Source organism: Nonomuraea sp. MTCD27 (assembly GCF_041950495.1).
GTDB lineage: Bacteria > Actinomycetota > Actinomycetes > Streptosporangiales > Streptosporangiaceae > Nonomuraea.
This window is the reverse complement of sequence record NZ_JBGNUW010000001.1, coordinates 384,550-398,787: the sequence shown is the minus strand read 5'-3', so window position 1 is coordinate 398,787 and position 14,238 is coordinate 384,550. Positions and strand designations below refer to the sequence as shown.

Sequence of the window (14,238 nt, the reverse complement as noted above, 5' to 3'; positions counted from 1 at the left end):
CCTCCACTATAGCGATGCTTTATCCGCTTTAGTGGATTCCTGGTAGGCGGCCAGCACCTGCTTGCGGCGCTTGGCGGGCAGGCGGTCGATGTAGAGGTGGCCGTCGAGGTGGTCGGTCTCGTGCTGCAGGCAGCGGGACAGCAGGCCGGTGCCCTCGACCGTGACGGGCTCGCCGGCGGCGTCGAAGCCGCGCACGGTGGCGTGGTCGGCGCGGGGGAGCGGCGCGTACTGGCCGGGGACGGACAGGCAGCCCTCGTCGCCGGTGTCGAGCTGCCGCTCGCCGACGCCGGGCAGCTCCAGCTCGGGGTTGACGACCACGCCCTTGTGCCGCTGCCCGTCGGCGTCGGGGCAGTCGTAGACGAACACGCGCAGCGGCACGCCGATCTGGTTGGCGGCCAGGCCGACGCCCTCCGCCGCGTACATGCTCGCGAACATGTCCTCCACCAGCTCCGCCAGCTCGCCGTCGAACCGGGTCACCGGCTCGCACGGGTGGTGCAGCACCGGGTCGCCCACGTGCACGATCGGCCGGACCTCTCCCACGACCACGCCTTTCCTGTGGTTTGCGAATGTTTCGCGACAAGTTTACGAGGGGTTGCGGATGGGCGTCTCGTCTCGCTATGCAAGACGTTCTCTCTTGAATGCTGAGACAGCGCTAGGGTGATCCCATCGTCGCGAAACGAGGGAGTCTGCCGATGGACGCCGTCTACACCCATGGCCACCACGAGTCCGTGCTGCGCTCGCACCGCTGGCGCACCGCCGAGAACTCGGCCGCGTACCTGCTGCCCCACCTCAAGCCGCACATGAAGGTGCTGGACGTGGGCAGCGGCCCCGGCACGATCACCGCCGACCTGGCGGGCCTGGTCGGGCACGTGACGGCGTCCGAGGTGAGCGAGGAGGCGCTCGACCTGGCGAGGGCGGAGGTGACCGCCCGGGGGGTGGAGAACGTGGACTTCGCCGTGGCCGACGTGCACGCGCTGCGGTTCCCCGACGACACGTTCTGCGTGGTGCACGCGCACCAGGTGCTGCAGCACGTCGGCGACCCGGTGCTGGCCCTGCGGGAGATGGGCCGGGTCACCAAGCCGCGCGGGTTCGTGGCGGCGCGCGACAGCGACTACTCCGGCTTCACCTGGTATCCGCGGGTGCCGGCGCTGGACGACTGGATGGAGCTGTACCAGCAGGTCGCGCGGGGCAACGGGGGCGAGCCGGACGCCGGGCGGCGGCTGCTGTCGTGGGCCAGGGCGGCGGGCTTCGAGGACGTCACCGCCACCTCCTCCACCTGGTGCTTCGCCACGCCGGAGGACCGGGCCTGGTGGGGCGGGATGTGGGCGGAGCGGATCCAGCGCTCCGCCATGGCCGAGCGGGCCCTGGCCACCGGTGCCGCCACGGAGTCCGACCTGCGGCGCATCTCGGAGGGGTGGCTGGAGTGGGCGGCGGCCGGGGACGGCTGGCTGTCGATCCTGCACGGCGAGATCGTCTGCCGCGTCCGGGAGAGCTGATCCCGGCGGCCCGGCTCCACCGCCGCGCTGCCGGGCTCGGAATAGGGCGGTGACCGGCGCTGTTCTGGCCTGCTGTTCAGCTTCGAACTCCTGGTGAAGGAATCGACATGGCAATCGCCTTCATGCTCGTCGTGAGCGGCATCTTCGGCACCCTCCTCACCGGCGCGGTGACCGCCGGCGTGCTGCGCGGCATCAAGGGCCGGCAGTGGCCGGTGCTCCAGCGGCGGCGCGTCGTCTACCGCGGCTTCGTCCCCCGCTGACGGTCCCGATGACGGCCCCGATGACGGCAGGGCTGACGGCCGGGCCGACGGCAGGCGGTCACAGGCCGAGCGTGCGGGCGCGCTGCCACTGCGGGTCGCGGTAGAGGACCATGTCCGCGCCGACCATCTCGTCGGGCGCCGACAACATGGTGATCTCGCCCGCGGCCTGCAGCTGCAGGAGCAGGTCGCGCACCCGCGGGCCCACCGGGAGCCGCCCGGCGGGCAGGCCCAGCCCGTTCCTGACCGTGTCGGCGATCTCCGACAGGTGGAACGGGCCGTCGAACCCCGCCACGATCCCGCGTACGACGGTCATGGTGATGAGGTGCTCGGCCTCGGCGTGCGCGAGCTGCCAGGTGATCTGCTCCCGGCGCCGCCCGGTGCCGGCGCAGCTCGTGCAGCCGCGCGTCAGCCCCGGCGCCGCCTCCTCCTCGGCCGTGCCGAAGCAGGCCGAGCACAGCCCGTTCTCGGCGGCGTGCAGCTCGGCCGTCATCCGGCCGCCCAGCACGACGCCGCACTCACAGGCGAACGCGTCGCCCAGGATGCCGGTCTGAGGGAAGATCACATGCTTGGTCACCGAGCCGACTCTACCGGCGCTCTCCCGGGGTGGGTGTCGCGCCGCCGCCCCGGACCCGGCGGATCCCCGGGCTCTCGACGCTTTCGACCGTGCGGTTGAGGTGGGCGTACCGGTCCATGCCCGCGCGAAATTCCCGACGTTTCGTGATCGCGCGGTATTCCGCAATATTTTGCCGGACTGCGTGCTGGCGCGGTGGCGGTCGAGCACGTCGCAGACGGAGTGCCGCCGCAGGTTGCAGGGGGTACGGGCGGTTGCCGCGCAACTTCCACGCAACCCATGCGGCATGACAATGCTGCGGCATGAGACGAGATGTCGGCTCTGATAAGAGGATTTCTGTTTGCTCATATGGCGACGAGAAAAAGGAGTGCCCTCACCCCCGCGCGTCGGCCAGCCCGTGCAACCGCCGCAACGCCTTGCGGGCCGCCGCCGCCACACGCTCGTCCGGATGGTGCTCGATGAACACCCGCAGCACCTGCCCCGTCCAAGGATGATCCCCGAAGGCCAGGATGGCGATCGTCCCCGCCTGCTCCTCGGCCTCCATGCCCATGGCGATCGACTCGATCACCTCGCCGGTCTCGCCCCCGAACTCCAGCAGCGCCGCCGCCATGTCCACCAGCACCCAGGCGATCTCCTCGGGCGCCGGCTGCCGCTCCTCCCGGCCGGTCCTGGCCGCGATCACCGCTCCCAGCTTGGGCTCCTCCAGCAGCCGGGTCAGCGCCAGTCGGCCCTCGTCGCCCAGGCCCGTCGCCAGCACCTCCACGCCGACCGCGCGGCTCAGCGGGCTCACGGTGCCCAGGGCCGAGGCGATCTCGGCCGCCGCGGCCGCGGCGTCCCTGTCCTTGAGCCATCCGGCCAGCTCCTCGCCCCGCTCGCCCTCCGGGTACGACCGCAGCCCGTGCAGCAGCGCCGCCGCGTCGGCGTCCGCGAGCGAGCCCATCACGGGGATGTCCTGCCCGGTGGTCTCGGCGATGATCTGCCGCGCCACCCACAGGCCGAGCCAGCTCAGCGTGTACGGCTCCGCCTGCCGTACCAGGCCGAGATCCGTCAGCGTCCCGGGCCGCTCGCCCGTGACCGGCTCCCTGGACAGGAACATCCTGATCAGCTCCAGCAGCAGCCCCTCGTCCTCGGCCAGCCGCTCGCGGCAGTGCTCCGCCCAGACGGCCAGCACCTCCGCGTCGTCGCCTTCCGGCTTCAGCTCGTCGGCCAGGGGAGCGGTGCGTACGGCCGCGGCGAGCGTGGCCTCGCCGGGCAGCCGGATCGGCGGCTGCAGGGGCAGCGTGTCGTCGTAGGAGCTCACGAGCCCATCCTTTCGCGATATTTCCGATAGAGTGCCCGCTGACGCCGAAAAGTCGGAAGAAAGGAGGCGCTGAGATGTTCGGTACTTACCTGGGCGCTCTCCGCGCCCGCTTCTGCTTCTCGGAGGATTCATGCGTTTCCGTCCCGCCGTCGAGGACGATCTAGACCGCCTGCTCGGCTGCGTCGTCGACGAGTCCATCAGCTGGTCCCACCCCGACCGGCTGATGTCGTACCTGGAGAGCGGCAACTACCGCTTCGACCACATCTGGCTCGCCGAGGACGAGGAGAGCGGCGAGATCCTGGCCCGAGCCGTGTGGTGGGGCTTCCCGGACAGCACCGGCCCGCTCGCGCTCGACTGCCTGTACGTTCACCCGTCGGCCGGCGACCGCGTGAGCGTGGCCGCCGAGCTGCTGCGCCGGGCCCATGCCCGTTACGGGCAGGCGCCCGCCTATCACGTCTTCGTCCCCAACGGCTGGCGCGACGACCCCAGAGCCGGCGCAGCGGTGGCCTGGCGATGGGCGGCGGCGGGGCGCGCCGGGCTGACAGAGGAGCTGGAACGCCTGCGTTACGCCTGGACGGAGGGCGACGCCCCCGTGCCCGAGCCCTCGGAACGGCTCGTCTTCCGGGGCGATGACGACGACGGGGCGTTCGTGTCGGCGTTCCGGAGGGTGGCGGAGGGGACGCTCGACTTCCACACCCGCCAGGCCCTGGCCACCATGGACCCGGTGGCCCAGGCGCGGGAGGACGTCCGCGACTACCGGTCGATGCCGGGGGAGCGGGCCTGGTGGCGGCTGGCGTACGACAAGGGCGGTGCGCTCGTCGGGGTCGCGCTGCCGTCGGCCAACAGCGGCGGGCCCGTGGTGGGCTATCTCGGGGTGGTGCCGGAGCAGCGCGGCCACGGGTACGTCGACGACCTGCTCGCCGAGATCACCCGCTGCCACGCCGGGCGCGGGGTGCGGCGGATCGTGGCCGACACGGACGCGGGCAACGTGCCGATGGCCAGGGCGTTCGAGCGGGCCGGGTACCGAAATTTCGCCATCAGGCTGGTCTTGTCGGCGAATCCCGTGAACACGTGATGCGCGCCGGACCACGTACCGGCCATCGTCGATCCCATGACATGGGACATCGAGAAGCTCGACCTTGACGCCTATCTGAATCGCATCGGCCACGACGGGCCGCGTACCCCGACGGCGGAGACGCTGCGCGCCATCCACCTGGGGCACGTGCGCTCCATCCCGTTCGAGAACCTGGACGTGCTCCTCGGCCGGGGGATCCTCCTCGACCTGGGCAGCCTTCAGGACAAGCTGGTGACCGGCGGGCGCGGCGGCTACTGCCACGAGCACAACCTGCTGTTCGCCGCCGCCCTGGAACGCCTCGGCTTCCCCGTCACCCGGCACCTGGCCAGGATCCGGCTGGGCCGCCGCCACCTGCCCCGCTCGCACGCCACCCTCACCGTCCGGGCGGGCGGGCGCACGTGGCTGGCCGACGTCGGGTTCGGCGGGGAGGGGCTGGTGGAGCCGATCCCGTTCGAGGAGGGGGCGTCGCTGGAGTCGGGCGCGTGGCGGTGGCGGCTCGGGCGCGACGAGGAGTTCTGGGTTCTGTCGTCGGAGGAGACGGAGCTGTACGCGTTCCGGGCGGACGAGCCGCAGCTCCCGAGCGACTTCGAGGTGGCGAACTTCTACGTGGCCAACAGCCCGCATTCGCCGTTCGTCCGGCACGTGCTCGCCCAGCGGACGACGGCCGACGCCCGGATCCGGCTGGAGGGGATGACGTTCTCCGGGGCGGGGGAGCTGGCCGGGTGGCTGCGCGACGAGCTCGGGATCTCGCTCACGGAGCAGGACGCGCGAGCCCTGCTGCCATTGCTCCCGCCCTGACCGCCCCGCCGGTGTGATCGGCAGGTGTCACGGGCCGGGGGGCTCGTGGGTGAGCGCCTGGCGGGTCAGCTCCACCCTGCTGTTCACCCCGAGCTTGGCGAAGGCGTGGCGGAGGTGGGTGTCGATGGTGTGCGGGGACAGGAACAGGGCCGCCGCGGCCTCCCTGTTCGTCATGCCCTGGGCGACGAGCCGTACGACCCGCAACTCGGCCGCCGTCAACGCCGCCCACCCCTGCCCGGCCCCCGCCTCCCGGGCCCCCGGCCCTTGCCCCGGCCGGCCGGGGGATGTCGGCGGTCCAACCCCAGGCCGGCCGGGGGATGTCGGCGGTCCAAGCCCAGGCCGGTCGGGGGAGGCCGGCGGTCCTATGCCGGATTCGGCGGGAGATACCGCGCCACACGCCCGGTACACCGCGAGAGCCTCGGCCCGCCGCCCCGCCTCCTCCAGCGCCGCCGCCAGCCCGAGCGGCCTGGGACCGGCCCGATAGAGCCCGATCGCCTCCTCCAGCCTCCCCTCGGCGTGCGCGGCCCCCGCCGCCAGGGACAGGTGACCGGGATTGCGCCGAGCCAGGTCCCGCACGCACTCCACCACCCCGGCCACCCCCCGCCACCGCGCCGCCATCCACGGCTCCTGCACGATCAGGTACGCCATCGCCCCACTCACCGCGCCCCCGCCCACCGCAGCACCGAGCCCGGAAGGACCGGCACTAAGGAGCTCGCCCGCCGAAGGGTCGGGCACGGACCGGCGACCATCCGTGAGCGCGGCTGGTTGAGGCGCCGAGAGAGCGGGTGAACGCCATCGCAGTTCCTCGGCCACCAGCCCGGCCCCGTCGCCCGCCAGTTCCCGTCCCCGGTCCAGGAACTCCTGCGCCGTCTGCGGGTCACCGCGCAGGAGCGTCACGTGCCCGAGCACGCCCAGCAGCGCCGGGGCCAGCGCCATCGCCGAGAGCTGCTCCGCCACCCGCAGCCCCGTCTCCGCCTCGGCCGCCGCGTCGTCCAGCCGCCCCCATGCCAGCCACAGCTCGGCCCGGAACCGGTGCAGCAGCGGCAGCGCCCATGCCGTACCGAGCCGGCCGGACTCCCGCTCGACCACCGCGTACGTGTCCCGCGCCTCCTCGAACCGGTCCAGCGCCGTCAGCGCGGACCCCAGCCACAACCGCGGATGCCGGTGCGCCGTCTCCCCGCCCGCCGCGTCCGCCAGCCCCACCGCCCGCTCCGCGTGCCGCAGCGCGTCCCCCAGGTCGCCACGGAAGATCGCCACGGTGGAGCGTGCCTGCAACCCCACCACCTGGGCGAACACCTCGCCCTCCGCGACCGCCTCCATCGCTGCCGCGTCGGCCGCATCGATCCGGCCGGTCATCATCAGCGCGTGCGCCCGTACGGCCAGCAACCGCGCCCGCTCCCGCACCGGCACCCCGGGCAGCGCCAGCACCCGGCCGGTCCGCCGGATGACCCCCTCGTCGTCACCGGCGTGCTTGAGCGCCTCCGCCAGCCCGAGCGCGATCCCCGCCTCCTCCGCCACCCCCAGAGCCACGCCCTGCCCGTCGGCGATCTCCCGCGCCTCACCCAGCCGCCCCGCCGAAGCCAGCAACCGCACCACCCCAGCCACCAGCCCCCCACCCACCAGCCCGCCACCCACCAAGCCCTCCGGCTCATCGCCCGGCACGGCTTCCGGCACACCGCCTGGCACGGCTTCCGGCACACCGCCCGGTACGAGGCCCGGGCCACCGCCTGTGCCGGCGGCGGGCTCGTCAGGCTCGTGGGGCGCCTCGGACGCCGGACCGCCAGGCTGGCCGGGCATCGGGAGGTCACCTGGGCGGCCGGGCATCGGGCTGTAGGCGGTGGCGGGGGCGTGTCCCTCTTGGGGCGGGGTTGCCGCGACCGGGCGCCGGCCCGTCAGGTCGAGTGCTCGGAGCATCAGGTCGGCGGCGGCCGAGGGGGCGACGGCCTTCATCTCCTCCGCCGCCGCCCGTAGCTCCCGGACCGCCGCCAGGTCGCCCACCCGGGCCCCGTGCCGCAGGTGCTCGGCCAGTTCCGCCGGCGGGCGCCCCTCGCGCCGGAGTACGGTCGCCGCCTCCCGGTGCAGGGCGGTCCTGATCGCCGCCCCGAGACCCCCGTACACCGCCTCCCTGATGAGGTCGTGCCGGAACGCCAGCCGGTCACCCTCCCCGACGAGCGCGCCCGCGCGCACGGCACCGTCGACGTGCCCGAGCAGCGCCCCGGGCGGGACCCCCAGCATCCCGGCGGCCTCGTGCACGGAGAACGGCCGCCGCAGCACCGCCCCCACCTCCAGCAACCGCCGGGCCTCCGCCGACAGATCGCGCAACCGCCGCTCCACGGCCGCCACGAACCCCGCCGGCAGCGCCGACGCGCCGGACACCGAGGCGAGGCCGCCGCGCACCGAGGCGACACCGCCGCGCACCGTGATCCGGCCCTCCGCCAGCAGCCCGCTCAGGACCTCCTCCAGCAGGAACGGGTTCCCGCCGGCGGCCCGCGCCAGCTCCAGCACCGACGCCCCCGGCTCGGCCCCGAGCAGCCGCCCGCACAGCTCGGCCGCCTCGTCCGGGGCGAGCGGCGGCAGCGGCACCCTCCGCGCGCTGCCCTCGGCGATCAGCCGCTCCACCGCCTCCTGCTCCGGCAGCGGCCGCCGGGCCAGCAGCCACACGACCGGCGACCCGGCCAGCCCGGGCACGAGCTGCCGCAGCGCCAGGCACGTCAGCTCGTCCGCCCACTGGACGTCATCCAGGACGATCGCCAGCGGCCGGGACCGGGTGAACCGGTCGATCTCCTCCCCGAGCCGCTCGATCGCGCGGAAACCGCCGTCCGGCCCGCGCTCCGGAGCCGGCAGCGCGCCCTCCAAAGGGCCCGGCGCCCCCTCCGAAGGGCCCAGCGCCCGCCACAGCGTGGACAGCGGCGCCACCCGGTCCAGCTCGGTGGCCCGCCCGGCCGCCACCACCCGCCCGGCTGACCGCTCGAGTCCGGCCGGCCGCCCGAGTCCGGCTGACCGCCCGAGTCCGGCGGCCTCCTCCAGCAGGCGGCTCTTGCCGATCCCGGCTGGCCCCTCCACCACCACGCACCCGGACCCGGCCAGCAGGACCTCCTCGACGACCCCCAGCGCGTCCTTCCTGCCCACCAACGTCACATCACCGATTCTGCCCGCAGGCACCAAGGGACGGCGTCAGGCTCCCCCGGCGCGGAGCCGAGGAGGGGCGCCGGCGGGGCCGGGCACGGGTGACGGCAGGTTCTCCACGCGCACCCCGACCAGGAACTCCTCCACCCGCTCCCGATCCGGCAACTCCGGCAGCACGCTCGGCTCGGCGGCCAGCTCCGCCGACAGGGCGGCCCGCCAGGCGTCCACCTCGCCCCACGGCACCTCGCCGCGCCGGATCGCCAGCAGCCGCTCCCGGTGGGCCCCCACCCCGACGAGCGGCTCCCCCTCACGCACCAGGTGCTGGCCGCTGAGCAGCAGCCGCACCATGTGCATGGCCTGCTTCCCGTTCATCCGGTCGGGGTCGAGGCGGCGGAACTGGGCCTCGGCGTACCCGGTGAACGACCGGTGCGCCCGCTGCGACAGGAACGCCCCGCGCAGGTCCCGCAGCCGCCGCCCGGCCGGCGTGATCACCTCCACGATCGGGGACCACAGGCACTCCAGGACGGTGGGGTTGGCGTCGAGGGCCAGGGAGCAGAAGCGCTCCACCTCCCAGGAGAACTGCTCGGGCAGCGGCCCGTCCCGGTGCGTCGCCGGTTTGTCCAGCCGCCAGAACGCCGAGGTGGGCGCCACGAACACGCCCCGGCGGTCGGTGTCCGAGGCGTCGGTCTCCAGCCCGTACGCCCGGGACCCCACCACCACGGAAAGGATCACGTCATCGTTCACCCGCCCTATCTTGCGCCATGGGGGCAACGGCTGTTCTGATCGACAAGTGAGCGCTTATGACGAGGCATACCGGCGGAGCATCGAGCGGCCCGAGGAGTTCTGGGGTGAGGCGGCGCTCGGGATCGACTGGGACGTGGCGCCCGCCACCGTGTACGCCGAGGGCCGGTGGTTCCCCGACGGGCGGCTCAACACCTGCCACAACGCCCTCGACCGGCACGTCGCGGCCGGGCGGGGCGGGCAGGCGGCACTCATCCACGACAGCCCGGTCACCGGCTCCACGCGCACGTACACCTACGCCGAGCTGCGGGACCAGGTGGCCCGGACGGCGGGGATGTTGCGCGGCCTCGGCGTGGTGGCCGGGGACACCGTGGTGATCTACATGCCCATGGTGCCGGAGGCCGTGGTCGCGATGCTGGCCTGCGCGCGGCTCGGGGCGGTGCACTCGGTGGTGTTCGGCGGGTTCGCGGCCAGGGAGCTGGCGGTGCGGATCGACCATGCCCGGCCCAAGGTGGTGCTGTCGGCGTCCTGCGGGATCGAGCCGAACCGGGTGGTGGCGTACAAGCCGCTGCTGGACGCCGCGCTGGAGCAGGCCGGGCACCAGCCCGGCCGGTGCGTGGTCCTGCAGCGGCCCGAGTGCGTGGCGGAGCTGCGGGAGGGGCGCGACCTCGACTGGGCGGCGGCGGTGGGCGAGGCCGAGCCGGCCGAATGCGTGAGCGTGGCCGCGACCGACCCGCTCTACATCCTCTACACCTCCGGCACCACCGGCTCGCCCAAGGGCGTCGTGCGCGACAACGGCGGGCACGCGGTGGCGCTGCACTGGAGCATGGCCAACGTGTACGGCGCCGCCCCCGGCGAGGTCTACTGGGCCGCCTCCGACGTGGGCTGGGTGGTCGGCCACTCCTACATCGTCTACGCGCCGCTGCTGGCGGGCTGCACGACGGTGCTGTACGAGGGCAAGCCCGTCGGCACGCCCGACCCCGGCGCGTTCTGGCGGGTGGTGGCCACGCACGACGTGCGCACGCTGTTCACCGCGCCGACCGCGATCCGCGCCATCAAAAAAGAGGACCCATCCGGCAATTTCGCGAAAAAGTGGGACCTGTCCGGGCTGCGGTACCTGTTCCTGGCCGGCGAACGGCTCGACCCCGACACCTACCACTGGGCCTCCGACCTGCTCGGCATCCCCGTCATCGACCACTGGTGGCAGACCGAGACCGGCTGGCCCATCGCCGCGAACTGCGTCGGCGTCGAAGCCCTGCCGATCAAGCCCGGCTCGCCGACGAAACCCGTACCCGGCTGGGACGTGCACATCCTCGACGCCGACGGCAAAAACTGCCCGCCGGGCACGGAGGGCGCGGTCACCGTGAAGCTCCCGCTCCCGCCCGGCGCGCTGCCCACCCTCTACCGCGACGAGGCCCGCTTCACCCGCTCCTACCTCGAGCGCTACCCCGGCCACTACCTGACGGGCGACGGCGGCCACCTGGACGGCGACGGCTACCTCTACGTCATGGGCCGCATCGACGACGTGATCAACGTGGCCGGCCACCGGCTGTCGACCGGCTCGATGGAGGAGGTCATCGCCTCGCACCCCGACGTGGCCGAGTGCGCCGTGATCGGGGTGGCCGACGAGCTGAAGGGGCAGCTCCCGATGGGGTTCGTGGTGCTGAAGGCGGGCGCCGGGCGCGACCCGGAGGAGGTGGAGCGCGAGCTGACCGCCCTCGTACGCGAGCGCATCGGCCCCGTCGCCGCCTTCCGCCGCGCCGTCGTGGTGGCCCGGCTGCCGAAGACCCGCTCGGGCAAGATCCTGCGGGCCACGATGCGGGACATCGCCGACGGCAACCCGTACACGGCGCCGTCCACCATCGAGGATCCCGCTGCGCTGCCGGAGATCGCACAAGCCGTGAAGGGAACATGACGCGCAGGTAACGTTCAGATCGTCCTGGCGAAGGAGCCTGCGGAGATCGGGGCGTTCAGCGCATGATGGGACATCCCAGTCCCGGGAGAAGGCCATGATCGATACCCCGAGCTACGCCGACGCCCTGAGGATTCTCGGATGCAAGGACGGCAGGCTCGTCAAGGTGATCGGGCTCGCCTCGGCGGCGGAGCGTACCGGGTGGGCGCTGGCCGGCGGCCCTCGGCTCGCGACCAACCTGCGTGACATGCGCGACGGCATCATCGCCTACGGCGAGGACGTCGTACGCCGCATGCCGGAGCTGAGGAGCGGCGTCGACCGGTTCACGCGCACGCAGCGGCTGGCCGCGGCGCACGCCGCGATCGTCGTGGCGGCCTACTTCGAGGCGCTCGGCGAGGCGAAGCTGCCCTTCACGCTGGACCAGCTCGACCACGGCGGCAGCGCCCGCACGATCTCCCACGGCGTGCCGACGCAGGAGCGCTTCGCCAGGCTGATCGCGAGCCTGCTGCTGGAGCGGCTGCCCACGCCCGAGCCGCACGTGCCCTTCTCCGAGACCCGCACGGCCGTGGAACGTGCCTATCAGCGCATGTCCGAGGCCGTGGCGGGATACGTCGGCGGCCTGGCGGTCTGGGACGAGCTACCGGTCGACGACCAGCTCCTGCTGCCCCGGCTGCTCGCGGAGGGGCCGCCCGCGCACGCGCTGCGCATCTACGACGAGGACTACCGGTCGCTGGCCCTCGACAGCCACGAGTTCGGGGTGCGCAGCCTGGTGACCGAGCGGCCGCCATCGGCCACGGCGCTGTCGCGGGTGGCGTGGCTGCTGGCCGAGCTGGCCCCGCCCCGGGTCGGCGACCGCCCCATGATCCACCAGGTGCGGATGGCCGCGAACGCGCTCGACCAGCCGCTCCTGCTGGCCGGCAAGCACCCGGAGGACGTCTCGCTGCCGCTGCTGGGCGAGGGCTACCTGAGCCCGCGCTGCCGGGTGGCCGAGCTCAGGCGCGAGTCCGAGCCCGCGCAACGGAGCTGGTGGGAGCGCCAGCGGCTGCTGCCCGACGCCGAGGCGTTCCTCGCCGGGCACCTCACCTCGCTGCGCGCCACGCGGGCGCCGCTGCTCGTGCTCGGCGAGCCCGGCTCGGGCAAGACGAAGCTGACCGAGGTGCTGGCCGCGCGGCTGGCCAGGTCGGAGTTCCTGCCGATCAGGGTGGAGCTGCGCCAGGTGCGGGCCCGGGCGAGCCTGACCGAGCAGGTCGAGCAGGCCGTGGCGGCGGTGCTGGGGGAGGAGGTGTCCTACGCCGACCTGGTGGCGGCCGGGGACGGCGCGATGCCGGTGATCCTGCTGGACGGGTTCGACGAGCTGGTCCAGGGCGACACCGGCCGCTACGACTACCTGGAGCGCGTGCACGAGTTCCAGGCCAGGGAGGCCGGCCTCGGGCGGCCGGTCGCGGTGATCGTGACCAGCCGCACGGTGGTGGCCGACCGCGTCCGCTTCCCCGACGGGCTGCTGGCGCTGCAGCTGCAGCCGTTCGACGACGACCAGGTACGCCAGTGGCTCGACATCTGGGACCAGGCCAACCGCGCCCTGCTGGCCCGGCGCGACCTGAAGCCGCTGCCCGCCGAGGCGGCGCTCGTCCACGGCGACATGGCCCGGCACCCGCTGCTCCTGCTGCTGCTCGCCCTCTACGACGCCGGCGGCAACGCGCTGCAGCACGACCACGGCCCGCTCGGCCGGTCCCGCCTGTACGAGGTCCTGCTGCGCGACTACACCGAACGCGAGACCGGCGGGGCCCGCCGGGTGGCGATCGACCAGGAGCTCGTGCTGCTCGGCTCGGTGGCGCTGTCCATGCTGGCCCGCGGCAGCCAGGTCATCACCGACGAGGAGCTCGACCGGGACGTGCCGGCCCTGTGCCACGGCGGCGAGGAGGACCCCGGCGAGGAGCAGGAGCGGGTCGACTGGGCGCGCAAGGCCACCGAGCGGTTCTTCTTCGTCCGCAGGAAAGGCCACGCGTTCCTGCACTCCACGTTCGGCGAGTTCCTGGTGGCCTGGCTGACCATGTACGCGCTGCGCGACCTCGACCGGCGCCGCCACCTGCTGGGGGACGAGCCACTCGCCCTGGTGCAGGCCGTGGACGACGACCTGCTGTACGCCGTCATCTCCCACTCCTGCCTGGCCGAGCGGGGCCCGACGGTCGGGTTCATCCTGGAGCTGCTGGCCGAGGTGCCCTCGGAGGTGCGGGCCCGCTGCGTGGAGCAGCTGTCGGGGCTGCTGCGGCGCTCCCTGCACGAGCGGCCCAGGCGCCACTTCACCGGCTTCCGCCCGGTACGCCATACGATGACCCGCCGCCTGGCCGCCTACTCGGCGAACCTCACCCTCCTCATCGTCACCGCCTCGGAGGAGCCCGTCACGGTCTCCTCGCTCCTGCCCGGCCCCGACCACCTGGAGCAGTGGTCCTCGCTCACCCACCTGTGGAAGGGGCAGCTCGGGCAGGAGGGCTGGTCGGGGCTGGTCACCGCCCTGTCGGCGCACCGGGTGATGGACGGCGGCCGGGAGGACGTGGTGCTCGGGGCCGGCACGGAGCCCACGGGCATGGGCGACGTCGTCGTCGCCGTGGCCACCGGGCACGCGCCCCGCCACCGCCGGCTGCTCGACCTGCTGCTGCGGGCGCTGGGGGAGGGGCGCGCCCTGCCGTACCGGGATCGTGCCGCCATCCTGCAGGAGCTGCTGCGCACGGTGGCCGTCCGGTCTCCGGCCATGCACCAGGCGCTGGGCGCGATGTGGCACGAGGAGGGGGCCGACCGGGCCGAGCTGCGGCCGCTCCTGCACGCCCTGCTGGCCGACCCGGCGGACCGGATGGCGACCTGGGAGCAGCTGGTCAAGGCGGGCATCCCGGAGACCGCCCTGTGGGAGATCCACCAGAGCGCCCTGATGCCGGACGAAGGCTAGGGCACGACCAGGGCACGA

Annotated in this window: 11 protein-coding genes; 6 read left to right on the top strand and 5 right to left on the bottom strand. The window is 73.7% G+C overall.

Annotated elements, in window-relative coordinates; genetic code table 11:
* Positions 1-6: 6 nt before the first annotated feature.
* A complete protein-coding gene (def, locus tag ACBJ59_RS01945) occupies positions 7-540 on the bottom strand; it encodes a peptide deformylase (protein ID WP_375108419.1) in 534 nt (177 codons plus the stop codon).
* 152 nt (positions 541-692) lie between these two features.
* Between def and ACBJ59_RS01940 the strand changes: the two genes are divergently transcribed.
* The gene (locus ACBJ59_RS01940) at positions 693-1,496 is read left to right on the top strand and encodes a class I SAM-dependent methyltransferase (RefSeq protein ID WP_375108418.1); all 804 of its coding nucleotides are present in this window, start codon (positions 693-695) and stop codon (positions 1,494-1,496) included.
* Positions 1,497-1,603: 107 nt separating this feature from the next.
* A complete protein-coding gene (locus tag ACBJ59_RS01935; protein ID WP_364135807.1) occupies positions 1,604-1,756 on the top strand; it encodes a hypothetical protein in 153 nt (50 codons plus the stop codon).
* Positions 1,757-1,814: 58 nt separating this feature from the next.
* Here ACBJ59_RS01935 and ACBJ59_RS01930 read toward each other — a convergent pair whose 3' ends face one another.
* Both ACBJ59_RS01930 and ACBJ59_RS01925 read right to left on the bottom strand, forming a co-directional pair.
* The gene (locus ACBJ59_RS01930) at positions 1,815-2,330 is read right to left on the bottom strand and encodes a hypothetical protein (RefSeq protein ID WP_375108417.1); all 516 of its coding nucleotides are present in this window, start codon (positions 2,328-2,330) and stop codon (positions 1,815-1,817) included.
* 370 nt (positions 2,331-2,700) lie between these two features.
* A complete protein-coding gene (locus ACBJ59_RS01925) occupies positions 2,701-3,627 on the bottom strand; it encodes a hypothetical protein (protein WP_375108416.1) in 927 nt (308 codons plus the stop codon).
* Positions 3,628-3,757: 130 nt separating this feature from the next.
* Between ACBJ59_RS01925 and ACBJ59_RS01920 the strand changes: the two genes are divergently transcribed.
* Together ACBJ59_RS01920 and ACBJ59_RS01915 are read left to right on the top strand one after the other, a co-directional pair.
* Positions 3,758-4,702, top strand: a complete 945-nt coding sequence (locus tag ACBJ59_RS01920; protein ID WP_375108415.1) for a GNAT family N-acetyltransferase — start codon at positions 3,758-3,760, stop codon at positions 4,700-4,702.
* A 36-nt stretch (positions 4,703-4,738) separates the two neighbouring features.
* Positions 4,739-5,500, top strand: coding sequence for an arylamine N-acetyltransferase (locus ACBJ59_RS01915; protein ID WP_375108414.1), 762 nt, complete (start codon positions 4,739-4,741; stop codon positions 5,498-5,500).
* A 27-nt stretch (positions 5,501-5,527) separates the two neighbouring features.
* Here the strand turns inward: ACBJ59_RS01915 and ACBJ59_RS01910 are convergent, their stop codons facing one another.
* Both ACBJ59_RS01910 and ACBJ59_RS01905 read right to left on the bottom strand, forming a co-directional pair.
* Complete coding sequence (locus ACBJ59_RS01910) at positions 5,528-8,638, bottom strand: AAA family ATPase (protein WP_375108413.1); 3,111 nt, start codon at positions 8,636-8,638, stop codon at positions 5,528-5,530.
* A gap of 36 nt (positions 8,639-8,674) precedes the next feature.
* A complete protein-coding gene (locus tag ACBJ59_RS01905; RefSeq protein ID WP_375108412.1) occupies positions 8,675-9,370 on the bottom strand; it encodes a DNA polymerase beta superfamily protein in 696 nt (231 codons plus the stop codon).
* Positions 9,371-9,416: 46 nt separating this feature from the next.
* Here ACBJ59_RS01905 and ACBJ59_RS01900 point away from each other — a divergent pair, with 46 nt between their 5' ends.
* Positions 9,417-11,282 (top strand): propionyl-CoA synthetase, encoded by a 1,866-nt coding sequence (locus ACBJ59_RS01900; RefSeq protein ID WP_375108411.1) that lies wholly within the window; start codon positions 9,417-9,419, stop codon positions 11,280-11,282.
* Positions 11,283-11,376: 94 nt separating this feature from the next.
* Positions 11,377-14,220: an NACHT domain-containing protein gene (locus ACBJ59_RS01895; RefSeq protein ID WP_375108410.1), complete on the top strand. Its 2,844-nt coding sequence runs from the start codon at positions 11,377-11,379 to the stop codon at positions 14,218-14,220.
* Positions 14,221-14,238: the final 18 nt, after the last annotated feature.